General features: G+C 39.6%; 16 protein-coding genes, 2 tRNA genes and 1 riboswitch. All 18 genes read left to right on the top strand.

Going from position 1 to position 17,134, the window contains the following annotated elements:
• Positions 1–375 precede the first annotated feature (375 nt).
• The 18 genes from Hs30E_RS08095 to Hs30E_RS08010 all read left to right on the top strand — a co-directional run bounded on the left by Hs30E_RS08095 (position 376) and on the right by Hs30E_RS08010 (position 17,049).
• Positions 376–448: transfer RNA gene (locus Hs30E_RS08095), tRNA-Thr, on the top strand.
• Positions 449–609: 161 nt separating this feature from the next.
• Positions 610–682: transfer RNA gene (locus Hs30E_RS08090), tRNA-Thr, on the top strand.
• A gap of 430 nt (positions 683–1,112) precedes the next feature.
• Positions 1,113–1,208, top strand: a riboswitch (purine riboswitch).
• A 53-nt stretch (positions 1,209–1,261) separates the two neighbouring features.
• Positions 1,262–1,843, top strand: coding sequence for a xanthine phosphoribosyltransferase (locus Hs30E_RS08085; RefSeq protein ID WP_172209454.1), 582 nt, complete (start codon positions 1,262–1,264; stop codon positions 1,841–1,843).
• A complete protein-coding gene (locus tag Hs30E_RS08080; protein ID WP_172209453.1) occupies positions 1,843–3,111 on the top strand; it encodes a nucleobase:cation symporter-2 family protein in 1,269 nt (422 codons plus the stop codon). Before Hs30E_RS08085 ends, Hs30E_RS08080 begins: the two co-directional genes overlap by 1 nt.
• 90 nt (positions 3,112–3,201) lie before the next feature.
• A complete protein-coding gene (locus tag Hs30E_RS08075) occupies positions 3,202–4,686 on the top strand; it encodes an accessory Sec system protein Asp2 (protein WP_172209452.1) in 1,485 nt (494 codons plus the stop codon).
• On the top strand, positions 4,686–5,786 hold the full coding sequence (locus tag Hs30E_RS08070) for a glycosyltransferase (RefSeq protein WP_172209451.1): 1,101 nt from the start codon (positions 4,686–4,688) through the stop codon (positions 5,784–5,786). Before Hs30E_RS08075 ends, Hs30E_RS08070 begins: the two co-directional genes overlap by 1 nt.
• A complete protein-coding gene (locus Hs30E_RS08065; protein ID WP_172209450.1) occupies positions 5,783–6,943 on the top strand; it encodes a polysaccharide pyruvyl transferase family protein in 1,161 nt (386 codons plus the stop codon). Before Hs30E_RS08070 ends, Hs30E_RS08065 begins: the two co-directional genes overlap by 4 nt.
• Positions 6,940–7,986, top strand: coding sequence for a sugar transferase (locus Hs30E_RS08060; protein WP_172209449.1), 1,047 nt, complete (start codon positions 6,940–6,942; stop codon positions 7,984–7,986). The genes Hs30E_RS08065 and Hs30E_RS08060 overlap by 4 nt, the downstream gene beginning before the upstream one ends.
• A gap of 3 nt (positions 7,987–7,989) precedes the next feature.
• Complete coding sequence (locus tag Hs30E_RS08055) at positions 7,990–9,006, top strand: glycosyltransferase (protein WP_172209448.1); 1,017 nt, start codon at positions 7,990–7,992, stop codon at positions 9,004–9,006.
• A gap of 1 nt (position 9,007) precedes the next feature.
• Complete coding sequence (locus tag Hs30E_RS08050) at positions 9,008–9,343, top strand: hypothetical protein (RefSeq protein ID WP_172209439.1); 336 nt, start codon at positions 9,008–9,010, stop codon at positions 9,341–9,343.
• 26 nt (positions 9,344–9,369) lie between these two features.
• Positions 9,370–10,455, top strand: a complete 1,086-nt coding sequence (locus Hs30E_RS08045) for a glycosyltransferase (protein WP_172209447.1) — start codon at positions 9,370–9,372, stop codon at positions 10,453–10,455.
• Positions 10,452–11,840: a hypothetical protein gene (locus Hs30E_RS08040; protein ID WP_172209446.1), complete on the top strand. Its 1,389-nt coding sequence runs from the start codon at positions 10,452–10,454 to the stop codon at positions 11,838–11,840. The genes Hs30E_RS08045 and Hs30E_RS08040 overlap by 4 nt, the downstream gene beginning before the upstream one ends.
• A complete protein-coding gene (locus Hs30E_RS08035; RefSeq protein ID WP_172209445.1) occupies positions 11,837–13,336 on the top strand; it encodes a glycosyltransferase in 1,500 nt (499 codons plus the stop codon). The genes Hs30E_RS08040 and Hs30E_RS08035 overlap by 4 nt, the downstream gene beginning before the upstream one ends.
• Positions 13,333–14,649 (top strand): hypothetical protein, encoded by a 1,317-nt coding sequence (locus Hs30E_RS08030; RefSeq protein ID WP_172209444.1) that lies wholly within the window; start codon positions 13,333–13,335, stop codon positions 14,647–14,649. The genes Hs30E_RS08035 and Hs30E_RS08030 overlap by 4 nt, the downstream gene beginning before the upstream one ends.
• Positions 14,650–14,655: 6 nt before the next feature.
• Entirely contained in the window at positions 14,656–15,048 is a 393-nt protein-coding gene (locus Hs30E_RS08025; protein WP_172209443.1) for a hypothetical protein, read from the top strand.
• Positions 15,049–15,307: 259 nt separating this feature from the next.
• Positions 15,308–16,345 carry a phenylalanine--tRNA ligase subunit alpha gene (gene pheS, locus Hs30E_RS08020; protein ID WP_172209442.1) on the top strand — a complete coding sequence of 346 codons (1,038 nt, stop codon included), beginning with the start codon at positions 15,308–15,310 and terminating at the stop codon, positions 16,343–16,345.
• Positions 16,346–16,375: 30 nt separating this feature from the next.
• The gene (locus Hs30E_RS08015) at positions 16,376–16,624 is read left to right on the top strand and encodes a hypothetical protein (RefSeq protein WP_172209441.1); all 249 of its coding nucleotides are present in this window, start codon (positions 16,376–16,378) and stop codon (positions 16,622–16,624) included.
• An 11-nt stretch (positions 16,625–16,635) separates the two neighbouring features.
• A complete protein-coding gene (locus Hs30E_RS08010) occupies positions 16,636–17,049 on the top strand; it encodes a hypothetical protein (RefSeq protein ID WP_172209440.1) in 414 nt (137 codons plus the stop codon).
• Positions 17,050–17,134: the final 85 nt, after the last annotated feature.

The raw sequence follows: 17,134 nt of genomic DNA, 5'->3' as shown, positions 1-17,134 counted from the left end.
GCATATCTTCAACTGATAATTTACTGTGACGACCTCGACGGTTATGTTTTTCATGATAAGCGGTCTTAAGAAGACTGCTCATAGATTCAAAGGTTGGACGTTTAAAATGACTATCGCTGAGTTTCGTAAGGGATTCATAGTTCATGACTATAGTATAACAAATTTTTTTATTTTTGGGAGAAGTCTAGTTTATAAAATAATATAAAAAAGCTATTTTAATATTTTTAAGCAAAATATCTTGTCAAACTAAAAATTTTTGGTAAAATAGAGAAGTAGTGTTTTTCAAGAAACTCTCAAAATTTTTACTACTATTACTTTTATCGTAATAAATAGCAAAAAATATTACAGAGAGAATAATATTGAAAGATTACTGTTGCCGACTTAGCTCAGTTGGTAGAGCAATGCACTCGTAACGCATAGGTCGTAGGTTCGATTCCTATAGTCGGCATATAAAGATTGTGTGAAAGTCACAATTTTTTATTTTTGGCAACAAATTTTGTAAAAATGTATCTTGAACGATAGAGAAACTCGAAAAATTTCTACATTCGCTGCTCTTTCAAACAAAAGCAACGCAAACAAAAGTTTTAACAGAAATACAATTAAAAATACGCCGCAGTAGCTCAGTTGGTAGAGCAGCACCTCGGTAAGGTGAAGGTCGTAGGTTCGATTCCTATTTGTGGCATGAAGTGTCGATGGCATTTTGAAAGAATATCATACTCGTTTAACCAGAAAAGCCTAAAACTTTTTGTAGGGCATCTCTAAAAACTGCTTTTGTTCATTTTTAGCAATTTTTTCATGCACCGAGTAACCGCAGGTGCAAAAATGGGCGAATCTGAGTTTTTAGAGATGCCCTGTAGTTCACGGGCGTTTCATAAGTTTAATCTAAAACATAATTTTCAGAATCTTTTACGAAGAGTTGTTTTTTAACGGAAAATCCATGAAAAAGTCACTTGTTTTTTCAAAAATATTTCAAAATATAATCAATAACTTTGGTATTTCGAAATATTTCTACGAAAATAACTTTTAAAATAGATTAACTAAAAATTAAATCGACAACTTACATGTATATTCCAGAAAAATTAAATTTATGAAACGCCCGTGCCTGTAGTTAAACGAGTATATAAATAACAGCTTATTTATGCTCGTAATCGGTCGAGCGTTTCTACTTGGCACCGTAATGCCAAACAATAAGCAAGGAGCCTAGGTCTCTTTGCGTTTTCTTAATTCGCAGGGAGACTTTTTAATTTCAGAAAGAGAGAACATGGAAGAACTAATCTCAAGAATCAAGCAAGATGGTCGTGTTTTGGGGGAGGATATTCTCAAGGTTGATAGTTTTTTGACACATCAAGTTGATCCTAAATTGATGCGTGAAATTGGTAGAACTTTCGCCCAAAAATTTGCTGAGGCTGGCATTACTAAAGTTGTTACAATCGAAGCGAGTGGTAATGTGCCTGCTGCCTATGCCGCCGAGGAACTCGGTGTGCCAATGATTTTTGCAAAAAAAGCTAAAAATGTGACCATGAACGAAGAATTGCTCACGGCTGAGGTTTATTCATTTACCAAAAAAATCACGTCAACTGTCCAAATTTCTCGCAAATTTTTGAACGAAACTGATAAAGTTTTGATTGTTGACGATTTTTTGGCAAATGGGCAAGCGGCGCTTGGCTTGATTAAAATTATCAAAGAGGCGGGTGCTGAAATCGTAGGTGTCGGTATTGTGATTGAAAAATCATTCCAGACTGGGCGCGGCTTGGTTGAAGAAACAGGCATTCCCGTGCTGAGCTTGGCGCGGATTGCAGGATTTGAGGACGGACACGTCATCTTTACGGAGGCAGATTTATAATGACAACGCAACATGAAGAAGTGAAGCATTCCAAGTCGGCGGTACTTGGCTTACAACATCTGCTCGCCATGTATTCAGGCTCGATTCTTGTGCCTATCATGATTGCGAGTGCGCTCAACTATACGCCAACACAGTTGACTTATTTGATTTCAACCGATATTTTCATGTGTGGTGTCGCAACATTTTTACAATTGCAACTTAACAAATATTTTGGGATTGGTTTGCCAGTCGTTCTCGGCGTGGCATTTCAGTCGGTCGCACCTTTGTCAATTATCGGGGCGAAACTTGGTTCTGGGGCGATTTTTGGCTCAATTATTGTATCGGGGCTGATTGTTGTGTTGATTTCGGGTGTTTTTTCTAAAATTCGCAAATTTTTCCCGCCACTTGTCACAGGTAGTGTGATTACGACGATTGGGCTGACTTTGATTCCTGTTGCGATTGGCAATATGGGGGATAATCTGCCTGAGCCGAAAATTGAGAGTGTGATTTTGGCGGGGATTACAATTCTGATTATCATCTTGATTCATGGGTTGACGACTGGTTTTATTCGCTCAATTGCGATTTTGATTGGTCTTATTGTGGGGACGATTATCGCGGCTTGCATGGGTGTGGTTGACTTTTCGCCGATTGCTGACGCACCGATTATCCATATTCCGACGCCATTTTTCTTCGGCAAACCGATTTTTGACTTCTCGTCCATTCTCATGATGACGATTATTTCCTTGGTGTCAATGGTGGAGTCCACAGGCGTTTACCTAGCGCTTGCAGATATCACTGGTGATGACATCTCTGAAACACGTTTGAGAAATGGTTACCGTGCTGAAGGGTTGGCAGTTGCATTAGGGGGGATTTTCAACACTTTCCCTTATACAGGCTTTTCACAAAATGTTGGTCTGGTTCAATTGTCAGGCATTAAAACGCGTCGTCCGATTTTTTACACAGCGGGATTCCTTGTCATTCTTGGTCTTTTACCAAAATTTGGTGCTTGTGCGCAAATTATCCCAGCGCCCGTTTTGGGTGGTGCCATGCTGGTTATGTTTGGCATGGTGACGATTCAAGGGATTCGCATGCTTGGTGGTGTGAATTTTGAAAATGAACACAATCTTTTGATTGCTGCAGTTGCAGTTGCAGCAGGTGTCGGTTTCAATGGCACAACGCTTTTTCAAGCGCTTCCCGATACTGTTGAAATGTTTTTGAATAATGGGATTGTCATGGCAACACTCGTTGCCATTATCCTGAACCTCATTTTCAATCATAAAGAAAAATAAATAACAAATAAGTTCGCCGAGAGGCGAATTTTTCATATGCTAGAAAAAATATGATATAATAGAGTTAGAATATGTAAAAATGGGGCGCTTATGAACTATATAGAACTTAATACCCAGCAATTTGAAAAAGCGACACATATGACTCTGACAGATTTTTTAGCGCAACCACAGGGTGCTGACTATCTGATTTTGGATTGTCGAACAGTAACTTTGGCGGAAGTCTCAAACTTGGTTGATGCGGTCAGGAGTCGTTGGATTGTCTATGGTTATGCGACTGTTGAGCAAACGGAACTTCTGCAAAAATGGGGACATTTTGACCTGACTGAGATTTGGGAGCAAGCTAATTTTATCGAGGAGTTGGACTGGATATTTGATGAACTTTTGTTTACGCAAGGTTGGAATTTAGCGCCTGATGAGGCAGCGATCTTATCTGATGAATTTACAGGTGTGATTGAGCGGCATGGGCGCTATGAACTGTTTTTTGAACATCAAGCTGATGCCAAAGAGTTGCTGACGACTTTTGAGCCTGCGATAAAAAATTGGATGTTCAAAGCCTTGGTGCGCCCTTATCGGCGCTTTGATAAGGCGGGAAAATATTGGCTGGAATTTGACTGTGAGTTAGATGACAGCATGACGATAACTTACGTGTTTACACAGTATGATAAGTCTGAAAATATTCTCAGAAAAGAAGTTTTTGATGTGAGAGAAAAGTCAGTTTTATTTGAAAAATTGGCAGAAACTGCGGGGCTTGATGTTGCAATTTTTGTTTCAGGTCAGGGTAAGGCAAAAATTGGCAAGGTTTGGACTTATAAATATAAGTATGGTTTAGGGCGCTTTTTTGCAGGAGATGAAAAATGGACTGCCGAAAATGGCGAGCGAATTGATAGTTATTATATTCCTGGAAAAGATCAGCGTAAGTTGATAGTTGGTTTTTCAGGTGCGCTCAATGAAGTGCCCCAATATGAGCGGATGAGTATGGCAAAATTTGGCTTTCCAGTCTTGCTTTTTGCAGATGTTCGCAGTCGTGGTGGTGTTTTTCAGCTCGGCCGAAATCTTGATGAGCGCTATGAAAAGTCGCTCAAAGCAATTATTGACGAAAAATTAGCTGAAAACGGCTTGAGCAGAAATGATTTGATTTTTGCAGGTTGGTCAATGGGGTCATTTTCTGCCAGCTATTACGGTGTGACAATGGAGGCAGGACATGTTATTTCCTGTAAAACTTTGGTCAATGTTGGGAAAATCACGTCAGATACTTGGCTGATTTACAAAATGGATGGCGCTATGATTGATGCGCGTGAGTATTTGCTCGGACGATTAGACAAGGCTGATGATGAAAAATTGGATAGCTTACTGCCTAATGCAGTTCGACAACATGATATTTCAAAGACAAATTTTTATTTGTTCATGATGAACGATGATGAGCTTGATCGGAATGTTGCGTTTTACGAGCAAGTTGTCAGGCCACAGGCTAAGAGCTTAATCATTGATAAATATGACGGTTTTCATGCGGGCAGAGTTCGCGAGCAAAATGCGTTTATTATGGGACATATACAAAAGATAAAGGATGAACTTTAATGCAATATTTTACGCAAAATCCAGTTTCGCAAGAAGCGAAATTTAATGCTATTGGTAAGGTAACAGCGGATTATGCTCAGTTTTTCGGTGAGCTTGGCATGAAAAATTTGGATATTCCAAATCGTGTTGGTGCAGGTGGAGCTGAACGGCTCTTTGCTGATTTGACACCTGATGATGTGGTCTTTTATCAATATCCGTCTTACTACGGCTTGTCGCTTGCCAAGGAACAAATCATTGTAGAAGAACTTGAGAAAAAAGGCGTCAAAATCGTTGTTTTGGTGCATGATGCTTACACGTTGACTTATGAATTGGAAGAAAATAATCAAGAAATTAAACTTCTAAATCGGACAGATGGTGTTATTTTACACGGCAAAAAAATGCAAAGTGTTATGGTTGAAAAAGGTTTGACCGTACCGTCAGTGATTCAAGGGCCATTTGGCTATCGTTTGACTGATTCAGAAATTGCTGAGATTGACCACAAAGTTGCTGAAAAAATTGCGCCGTGGGAAACACTCTACACGGGCAATCTCGGTAAAGCTTGGTTTGCCATTGATTACAAAGCGCAAACGCATATGATTCTTTACGGTCCGCTACCGAAATGGGCTGAAGGGCAAGAAGAACCGTTCAAAGGGAATTTGGAATATCGTGGTAAGGTTGCGCCAGAAGAATTACCAGTCTCTGATTTTAAAGGCTTTGGCTTGGTTTGGGACGGCACAAATGACCCTAATTATCAAAAAAAATCGCGCTATACTGCCTACAATATGCCTTTGAAAGTTTCAAATTATTTGGCGCATGAGCTACCTTTAATTGTTTGGGCAGATTCTGCCATTTCTGACTTTGTTTTGGCTCATAAAATCGGTCTTGCTTTAAAAGATTTGAATCAAGTTGATGAGGCGCTTGCCAATATTTCAGCTGATGATTATAATCAAATGGTTGATAATATGCGGACAATCGGTGAAGAAATTCGCAACGGTTCGACGATAAAAAATGCGGTCGCGTCGATAGTGTCAATTTTGACAGAGCCAATAGCTGCAGCAAAACCAATTAATCCTGTCTTAACTAAGATTTTTGACAACTATTATAAGGAGCTTTCTAAATGATTGATAATCATGAAATAATTTATGTCGTGGCACATTCAGGTGCGCCAAATTATGGTGATGAGCTGATTCCTAAGCTTTGGCTAGATTTTTTGACGACTAAATATCCCGATAAAACGATTATCGTTGATACGTTGCGCCCAAATTTAGCTGCGACTTTTTGGGGATTTGAATACAAAAATGTTCATTTTGTTGACACGATGTTCCAATTAGTCGAGCGACTCAATGCTAAAGGCGTTGATTTTAATCATGCGGATGATTTGATTGACAAGTATTTGACATATAAATTGCCGAAAATGGATTTTGGCATTGATTTATTGCTTGCAGCTGAAAGTATTCACTTTGTCGGCGGTGGCTATATCAATGGCATTGCGCGTTCTTTCCGTGGGCAATTTAAACTTTTTCTGATTGCGGTAGCGGCTAAAAAGCACAAGCCTAAGATGAAATTATTTGCGACTGGTTTGGGCTTGACACCCATTACGGAGCAATTTGTCGAGAAACTAAACGATGTTATTATTCCGCAATTTGATTTCTTTGAAGTTCGCGATGAAGAAACAGCAGCTGTTTTGCCAAATGCTATGTTTGGCTTTGATGATATGTTTCTTGCCTTTTCAGATACGATACTTGCTAATGGTCAAGGCATTAAATATACGGCTGATAAGCCTAAAATCAATATTTTATTACAACGTCATTTGCAAAATCCAGAAGCAATTGAAGCGACTTTGGTCAAGATTTTTGATTATTTGAAAACGCGTGATGATTTTGATGCTACAACGCCAATTAATGTTGTTGAGTCAATTTCGCCTGATGATGGTTGGCTTGTCAATGCAATTAAAAATTACACGGACAATCCGATTGTTTTTACAAGTGCAAAAGATTTAATTTGGCAAGGTTTTCCAAATGCAGCCGATTCAATCTGGTTTACAACACGTTTTCATTTTCACATGATTGCCGCAGCTAATGGCTTTAAAGGCACATTTATCAATACTGGTGGCGCATATTATGATGTGAAGCATGCCAGTTTGACAAAACTTGAAACAGGTTGGCACAATTTTGTCGAAGATGGTCAGATGACACCGACTGTTTCAGCTGATTTTCCTAAAACAGCGCAAGAACTAGGCAATCTTAAATATCAATTAGCAGAAAAACTTTATCTATGAAAAAATATATCACGAGAATTTATGGCATGGCTGGAACAGTTGAAAAGGCTGACCGCGATTTCGCCGATTTTGCCGAAGAAGTTGGCTTTGAAAATATCCCAATCCACCGTTATAATGACAGCAAGGAAACCGACCGCGAGATGTCTAGCAGAATTGATGGTATTTTAGGTCGAATTGAGCGTGGCGATATGATTGTCCACCAATATCCGACTTGGAACTCAATTCGTTTTGAGAAACGTTTCTTACAGAAAATGCGTGCTTGGGGTGCGATTTGTGGTGCTATGGTGCATGATATTCCAAACTGGGTCAATGGGCCATCAAAATGGAATTCAACTTTTCCAGAAGATCACATGATGAATTTTGATTTTCTGATTGTTCATACCAAACGTATGGCTGATGAATTTCGCAAACGTGGCTACGATAAGCCGATTTTTGAAAATATCTTTTTTGATTATGCCAGTACAATGCCGATTAACGATATGATTTTCGAGAAACAGGTTTACACGGCGGGCAATCCGCGCAAGGCAAAGGCGCTCTTATCGTGGGACAATGAGACTAAGTTGCTGATGTATGGCAATAATCCTGAAAATTTTATCGAAGAAAATATGACAGGTCGCAATATCATTTACAAAGGTTCTGTGCCAGCTGATGAGTTACCACGCGAGTTTACGGGGGGGTTTGGCTTGGTTTATTACCAAGATATTCCTGAGGAGGATAACTGGTCGGCGCGCTATGCAGGTTTTAATGGGCCACATAAGTTATCAAGCTATCTGGCAGCAGGTTTGCCAGTTATCGTCGAGTCTTATATGCCGTCGGTTGACTTTATTGTCAAGCATAAGCTGGGCTTTGTGATTGATGATATTTCTCAAGTCGATGATAAAATCGCTGGAATTTCTGAGGCGCAATATAAGCAAATGGCAAAAAATACCAAGAAATTCGCTAAATTGTTGCGTTCAGGTTATTTTACCAAGCGTGTTATGAGCGAAATTGCGGCATATCCGTTCACTGAAAATACGGGCGACATCAACGTCCTGAGGTACTAATTTATGAAATGGGTCACACAAACCGTTGGCAGAGTGCCGCGGGCAGATTATAGAAAAGCGCAAGAAGATTTTGCGCATTTTGCAAAGGCAGCTAAGTTCCGTCGTCTAGCGATTTTTCGGTTCAATGATGCACAGGAATCAGACGAGGAGTTACAACGTCGTATTTGGGGAATTATTGCAGGTCTCAAGCATGGTGACTTGTTGATTCATCAATATCCGACTTGGAACTCTAAGCGCTATGAGGACATGTTTCAACGAGAAGCTTCGTATAAAGGCGTAACAATGGGTGCCTACATTCAGCAATTACCAGCCTTGTCAAATGAGCGATTTGAAGCTGATTTTCCTTTGGAAATTCTGTTTCGTTATGATTTTTTAATCGCGCATACTGAAAAAATGAGAGAAAAATTGCAAGAATTGGGTTATGAAAAGCTGATTTTTGTCAGTTCATTTGCTGATTATGTGCAAGATTACCCTATCAGACCTAAGAAATTTTTACGCCAAGTCGTCTATTTTGGTGATATTGGCATGAAACCTAAGTTTCTGAGTTGGTCAAATACGACTATGCTTAAAGTTTTAGGACCTAATCATTCGGAATTGTCAAAATCTGATTCAGTTAAATTTGGTGCCAATCCTAATTTGTCAGTTGTTTCGACTTATTTGGAAGGCGGCTTTGGCTTTTTGGAACGCGATAGTCGCAAAACGGATGACTATGCGGCAATGAGTTTTCATGATAAGTTGTCTTTGTTTTTATCAGCGGGAATGCCAGTTATCGTTTATGACGATTTTGCCTATGCTGAGTTTATTGTTGAAAATAAATTAGGTTTTGCGATTTCGCAAATTTCTGAAATTGATGAAAAAATTGCGCAAATTGACGAAGAAAATTATGCTGAATTTCTCAAAAATGTGAGCTATTTTGGCGAGCTGATGCGGACTGGTTTTTTCACTGGCAAGTTATTACAACAATTAGAGGGACTCGACTTCTTTGATTTAGTTGAGGGGAGACCACAGTTAGGATTTTGAGATGTTAGATAATATTTTACAGTTTTTACAAAGTATTTGGGGCGCTATTTATGGCTGGATAACTGACGGTAAGCCGATTCGTAAGATTCGTGGTATGTTCGGGATTATTATGATGTACTCTTTTTATAGCTATCTCTATAAATCACATAAACGGGCGAAATCTCGGACAAAAGAGATGGACGAACAACTTATCGAAGAAATGTATGAGAAAAACGAAGATGGGCTTTATCCATGGGAAATTGACACCGATACCAGTGCTGATCGTATTCCAAAAGATGCGTCGGTTTATGCGGATAAAGGCTTAGTGCGGCCAAATCGTGGTCGTTGGAAAATTTAGTTTTTGGAAAATAGATTGAGAAAAATATGGCAAATTGGATTACGAAAATTAATGGTTCTGACAACAAAAACACATCTGCAAGTGGTTTTGTTGCCAATCGACAAGCAGCTGAAAGCGCCGTAGCAGTCGGTTTTAAGGAGATAAATTATTTCACTTATGCCTTGCGTGAGGCATCAGATGAGGAAATTGGGATTCGGGTAACGACACTCTTGTCGGGTGTTAAACCTAAGGATGTTGTCATTGTGCAGTGGCCAATGTGGCAGTCTGACAATCGTTTTGAACAGATTTTTATTCAAAAATTGCGCTTGATACCTGAGGTTAAAATTGCGGCAATGGTTTGGGATGTGATGTCTTGGGTCAAGGATGATCGTGAACGTGATTATACAGGTGATTATTCCTTGAGAAGTCTGAACGACTTTGATTTGGTCATTGCTGCCAATCGGAAAATGGCAGGTCGTATGCGAAATGAAGGGGGTGTCAAGTCGCCTATCTTGTCAATGGATCTCTCAGATTCACTTTACAAGGGTCCCTTGCGTGAGAAAAAAGTCATGAAAAAGTTGTATTTTATTGGCTCACGTATCAATCAAAATATGGTACTAAATTATACAGCGCAGACCCCATTTGACATGATTGGCAATGCTAGTGGTCTTGACAAGAAAAATGATGCGATTACTTTTTTGGGTACAATGCCTTCAGATGATGTTCCTTTTCGATTTGACGGTGGTTTTGGTGTTGTCCAATATGCTAAACCAGTTAATTTCAAAGGGATGCAAAAATATGGCGAGTACAATAATCCCTTGAAATTGTCGCAATATCTGGCAGCGGGCATTCCAGTCGTTATCGGCTCACAAATGGCGCATGCCGAGCTTGTCAAGTCTAAAAATCTGGGCATTGTCCTAGATGATCTCAATGACATTGACAAGGTTTTAGCGGAGATGACACTTGAAGAGTATCAGGCGAAATTAGAAGCTGTCAAACCTTGGTCACAAGCCATTCGGACAGGTTACTTTGCCAAACGTGCCTGCTTGGAGGCGGTTCGAGTGCTGAAACTCGGCAAAACAGATAGTTTAGCAGAAAAGGCGGTTGAAACAACAGTCGAGGGAAAGTTATGAATTTGATTTTTAGCGATTTTGGCATGTTTAACCACAATCCGACGGTGCTTGGTACGCAGCCAGTTTTGAATGCGCAAGTTATCACACCGCATATTGTTGTCATGAAAAATGCTGCAGCACGTGCGCATGGCATGACTTTTGGGACAGTCTGGTCTATCTATGATCTTTTCACTGGTCGAAGAGAGTTTGCTGATAAGGTTCTCAAAGTTTCAGATTTGACCTTGCCAGGCGGTTATACACGTGAAACGCCTCATCGCTATGTTAATGTAGCGGGCGAAAAAATCACAATCGGCATTCGTGACGGAGAGGCGGTCAGCGATGTTCAGTATTTTAACAAGGATAATCAGCTGACCCAAAAAGAAATCTATGATGATGGCGGTTTTCTTATGAGTCGTGAAACGCCATTTGCACCCGACACAATCAAGGCTGAAATGCTAGATACGGCGGGGCAACCTATTTTTGAACTTTTGAAAGTTGGGCGTTGGGGTGCGATTTCGCAAGTGACTTATGTGCCTGATAACCTTATTTTTGAAAATGAAAGCAAGTTTTTGCGTTGGGCATTTGAACAATTAGTTGCTCGAAAATCAGCCACTGATAAATTTTTTGTTGCTTCAAATCAGCTACGTGATGCGATTCGTGAATCTTGGTATAAGCCACAAGGTGTGATTTTATTAATGTTAGAGCCATTTGTAAAGTCGCTTGACATTCTCTTTGATCATTATGAAACGGTTGTTTTTAATGATGAGTTTAATCTAAATAACGCAATCAATACTTATGGCGAGCGTTCTGAAAGTCAGTTTGTTTGGAATAATTTCATCCCAACTGATTTGATTCATCGAAATTTCACTGCGGATAATCGCCAAATTTATATCAATCTTGGTGCGGGTAGCCAGTTGTTAAATTACGAAAAAATTGCTGACGTGATCAAAGAAATTTTTGATTATCAGCCTGAGCTTAGAATAATTTTGCAAGTTAATGGCCGCAGAAGTCGTGATGCCATGGTTGCACATATTAATTGGCGAGGGAAAGAGCAGTTGGAGAAGGTTGAATTTTATGCCAATCCCAATCCGAGTTTCATCAAACGTAAAATAGCTGAGTCCATGCTTTATATTGACTTGATGGAAAATGACATGGTGTCGCATAATATTGCACTTGCGCTTTCAGCACAAATACCAATTTTGTCACTCAAGGAAAATGAGCCAGCCAAGACCTATGTTTCTGATGAAACTGGTAAAGTTGTCGCATTTAATCAACTTGCTATGGTCGCCAAAGAAGCGGTCGCAAACTTAGGATTTTACAGTCGCTTAGCAGACAATTTAGAAGCCAAACAACAATTTTTGTCAACCCAAAAGACGGCAGAACGATGGAGAACGATTTTAAAATGACGATTTATCATATCAATAAAGGTATTGGCCGCGCCTCAAGCGGTATCGAATATGCACAGAAGTATCGCTATGAGTTAGTCAAGGCGTTTCCTGAGCGCCAATTTTTCGTGTTTTGTGATTATTTGGCGACAAATATCACGGTTTTTACGGATCGCATGGGCTTTGACATTGATGATGTGCTTAATGCTTACAAATTTATGGCGGGACAAAAAAATCATCGCTCAACTTATACGGTGGACGAGTTTGTTGAAACGATTCCTGAAAGTTTTGAAAAAACGGAAGAAACGTCGCGTTTTGTTTTATTTCAATATGATAAAACGCAGTATAAAGTTTGGCTTTTGCCTGATAATGGCATGGTTGATCGCATTGATACGATTTTTAATGGCAAACTGATGGAAGTTGGTCGCTATTCTGACCGTTTGACGGCAACTGATTTTTACACAGGTGTAGCAGTTTCAGCACGTCATTTTTACGATGAAGCGGGTAATTTGAGCATGCGTCAATTTTATGAAAATGGCGAAATTACCTTGACGATGATTGACACGCTTGTTTTACAAGGTCGCAATGCCTTTTACCAAGAATTTTTTAAACGCCTGAATTTCACGGCAGAAGATTTGATTCTTGTTGATCGAAACAAGGACATCGGTGATGCGCTTTATCTTAATAAAGGAAAGGCGAAAACTTGTGTCGTGATTCACGCGGAGCATTACAATGAGGCACGCACGACAGATGATTGGGTGGGGTGGAATAATTTCTACGAATATCCTTTTGTTAATGCGCAATGGATTGATCATTTTATCGTCTCGACTTATAAGCAAGAAGAAATTTTGCGCAAGCAAATGGCGTTAATGGGACATCCTGATGTTGATGTGCTGACGATTCCTGTTGGGGCGATTTCACATATTTCTGATGGTGCTAATGTTGAGAAGAATAAATACAAGTTCATGACGGCTAGCCGTTTGGCATTTGAAAAACACATTGATATTTCAATTAAGGCTGTTGTCAAAGCTAAGGAGAGCGTACCTGAACTTGAATTTCATATCTATGGCGAGGGGAAATTCCGCAAAGATTTGGCTGATTTGATAAAAAAATATAAGGCAGATGACTATATTATTCTTGAGGGTCATAAAAATCTAGCTGAAATTTATCCGCAGTTTGGTGGTTATCTGACGGCTTCAGGTTCTGAGGGCTTTGGCTTGACTATTCTTGAAGCGATTGCTGAAATGTTGCCAATTGTTGGTCTTAAGGTCAACTATGGTAATACGGAGTTTGTCAAAACAGGTGTCAACGGCATTTTGGTTGAAAAAAATGATCCGAAAACGCAAGTCAAGGAAATCGCGGCGGCAATTGTCAAGCAAGTCAACACGCTTGATTATCAAGCTAACATTGCCTACTCAAGCGAAAAAGCGGCGGGTTACACAAATGAGGTCGTACAAGCTAAGTGGCGCGCGCTTTATGATACCGTAGCCTTGGCTGAAAATGGAGGTGAGCTATGAAACTTGTGCTAACAGATTATAATCGTGAGAATACAGAACGCTTTAAATCAAGTTTGACTAAGGCTGAAATACCATTTGTTCATGTTAATATCCAGTATGACGGCTTTTTAGCGCCTGATATTCTCAATCCTTTTGCCTATTTTATGGGGTATTATCAAAAGCCAGAAAAGCACCGTTATTTTAACCAAATACCACTACCTCCTTTTTACGAAGCTAGAAATGTTGACGGTGGCAAATCAGAAATTCTCCAAGGCGACAATGTTGTTGGTCATATTTTCTATCAGCCAAATACGAATCGCTTGGTTAAGGAAGTCGTCTGGTACAATCGCATAGGCAAAAAAGTTGCCGTTGAACGTTATAATATTCAAGGCGAAAAATATGCCGATGTGATTGTTGACAAGGATGGAAAAGACTCGAAAGTTGTTTATTACCAAGGAAGTAAGCCTGTTATTGATTTTGATTTGTCGTCAAAAAACATTCTGCTTAAAAAGAATGGCATGACGCAATCTTTCAACAATCTAACAGAATTTGTCCTGTATTTTATTGAAACGATTGTCAAAGAAAAACTTGGTTTCGACTTTGACGAAGTGATTTATAATAATTTGGCAACGCCATTATTTGTCTCAAATCGTTTGCCACAACGTGCGACCTTGTATTTCCAAGAATTTATCAAAGATGAAATTCCAGGGAACATGGTCGGTGTTTTGGCAGGTCGGACACCGACGAAACGAATTTTATTTGAAAATATTAAGCAACTCAAGAAAGTTGAGACACTGATCCAAGAAGAGCCAGCTAAGATTCCGCTTGATTATCTGGGCGCTATCGAAGAATTTCGTCGTGATAATGATTTCACGCAAGGCGCTTTGACGATTACTTTCTCGGATCAAATTTTGCACGAGGATAAGCTAGCTGAAGCCCTTGCCAAACGTGGCAAAACATGGACAATTGCGGCACCAAGTGAGGTTTCTGACAAGCTCCGTAATTTTTCAAATGCGCATGACAATATCAATCTGCTTGAGCGAATTAATGGCGATGATATTCCTGAATTGCTTGCAAAACATGACTTTTATCTTGATGTCAATCGTGGGGCTCAGATGATGAACAACATTTATCGTGCTTATCATGAGGGAATGCTCGTCATTTCAGATCAAAAAGTTAGCAAAAATGGTGGTTACGAAGTTGTTTTGGTCAAAGAAGAGGAGCTTGTTGGCGCTATTGACCGCAATAGTTATACGAGTTTGATGAACATTTTACGCAAGAAAAAAGGCACACCAGCAACGCGTGAAGCCTATCAGGCGCAGTTTGGAGCGTAAGCCATGATGAAAAATTGGACACAGCCGTTTGGTCGTAGAGAGCGCTTTTTTATGCTAGATGCCGCCGTTGTCAGATACGATGAAACCCCAGGTATCCTTTTTCAACACGGTATGATTAAGGACGGCTTTATCATCATTGAGAAGAAAGGGAGCGATTTTTTTGGTCTGCCCAATGGTCAAGAAGTCACATTTGAGCTTGAAAGCATAGATGACGGTTTACTCCCATATCTGGATTTGCTATTTGAAAAGGATGGCAAGAAAGTGATATTTTCTGAGGCGACCAGTAAAACCCTGACCTTTCTAGTTCCCGAATACGATTGGTTTACCGTCAGAATCCGCATGACAGGTAGCGGACAGACACGCTTGTTGTCTGTTAATGCCCACTTGACAGACAGCTAAAAATTTAGTATAGTAAAGATTGAAAAGAGTAGCAAATTGATAAACTAACAGGGAGAATGGTTATGACTGAGAGCCATTTAGTGGCAAGTTTGTGAAGTTCACTTCGATTAAAGTTAAATAATAAATAATTAAGGCAGATTTATCTGCGAATTAGGATGGTACCGCGGTTTTCGCTCCTTTTGTGTGGAGAGAAAATTGTGGTATTTTTACGTTTGACGAAAAAGCAATTGCAACATGTGTTGAACGAAGAAAGGAAAATATGAGTTTACAAGAAAAAATTACAGCATTACGCACAACTGCGCTTAATCAGTTAGAAAAAATTACAGATGAGAAAGCCTTGAATGACTTTCGTGTGTCGGTTCTTGGGAAAAAAGGACAGCTTACTGAGATTTTGAAAGGCATGAAAGACTTGTCAAATGACGAACGTCCGAAAATTGGCGCGCTAGCTAATGACTTTCGTGACGAAATCACTGGGCTTTTGGAGATTAAAAAGACAGAGCTTGTAGCTGCTGTCATTGCTGAAAAACTGGCAAATGAGACGCTTGACGTGACATTGCCAGGGAAAAAAGTCGCCAAAGGTAATCGCCATATCCTCACGCAAACGACAGAGGAAATCGAGGATATTTTTCTCGGTATGGGTTACCAAATCGTTGACGGTTACGAGGTTGAGACGGATTTTTATAACTTTGAGCGCATGAATTTGCCAAAAGACCATCCTGCGCGTGATATGCAAGATACTTTTTACATCACGCCTGAAATTTTATTGCGCACGCACACCAGTCCTGTGCAAGCGCGTACCATGGATGCGCACGACTTTACCAAAGGACCGCTCAAGATGATTTCGCCGGGGCGTGTTTACCGCCGTGACACAGATGATGCGACCCATAGTCATCAATTTCATCAGATTGAGGGGCTTGTTATTGACGAAAACATCGCCATGAGCGATCTCAAAGGCACGCTTGACACCTTGGTCAAGAAGATGTTTGGCGCTGAGCGCAAGATTCGTCTGCGTCCGAGCTATTTTCCTTTTACTGAGCCAAGTGTCGAGGCTGATATTTCTTGCTTTAAGTGCGGTGGTACGGGCTGTAACGTTTGTAAATGGACGGGCTGGATTGAAATTTTAGGCTCTGGCATGGTTCATCCAAATGTTCTTGAAATGTCTGGCATTGACTCAACTAAATATTCTGGCTTTGCTTTTGGACTTGGGCAAGAACGAATTGCGATGCTGCGCTATGGGATTAATGATATTCGTGGGTTTTATCTTGGGGATGCGCGGTTGAGTGAGCAGTTTGGGTGAGGGTGTTGAATGAGGAAAAATATTTTTGATTTGGCAAATGAAATGGGGTTTGACCCTGAGTTTGAATTGAGACAATTGAGCTATTTGATTTTTGAAGAAAAATTTAGGTATGAAAACTATACAACTAGGAATACAACTCTTAATGATCAACTAAACAAATTTTTTAGAGACTATCCGAGAAACATCAGACTAGGTCAACTTAATTTAGGAGCTTATTTTGTTGAATTGATTGAAATGAGAGTCAATTTTGATATTACTGATGTGGAATTACTTTTTTAGAATCTGAGTTCTTGATAAATTACATAAAATATTTTATTGATCGTTCTGATCGTTCTGATTGTCTATCTGGAAATTTAAAGAAAAACTTAAACATAGTTTCAGAAAATATCACACATTTTCTTGAATTATCAAATCACGAACTTCTAACTCGTTCAGATGGCACACAAATTATTGTTGAGAAAAATATCTCAGCAACAGCTGTTGCACAAATTGTGTCTGAAACTGATGAAAATGTGGCATTGAAAATTTTGGAATATAATTGGTTTAGTAATCAAGGAAATCTTGAAAGTAAGCAACTAATTTTAAAACAGATAGCAGATTATCTTGAACCACAACGAAAAGAAATGAGTTCATCAAATTTATCTGATATTTTAAATGTTAAAAATAGACTTCTCCCAAAAATAAAAAAATTTGTTATACTATAGTCATGAACTATGAATCCCTCACGAAACTCAGCGATAGTCATTTTAAACGTCCAACCTTTGAATCTATGAGCAGTCTTCTTAAGAC

Source organism: Pseudolactococcus hodotermopsidis, from assembly GCF_011170085.1.
Lineage (GTDB): Bacteria > Bacillota > Bacilli > Lactobacillales > Streptococcaceae > Pseudolactococcus > Pseudolactococcus hodotermopsidis.
Note: the sequence above shows the minus strand (reverse complement) of the source record. Positions and strands in the feature narration are given on the sequence as shown.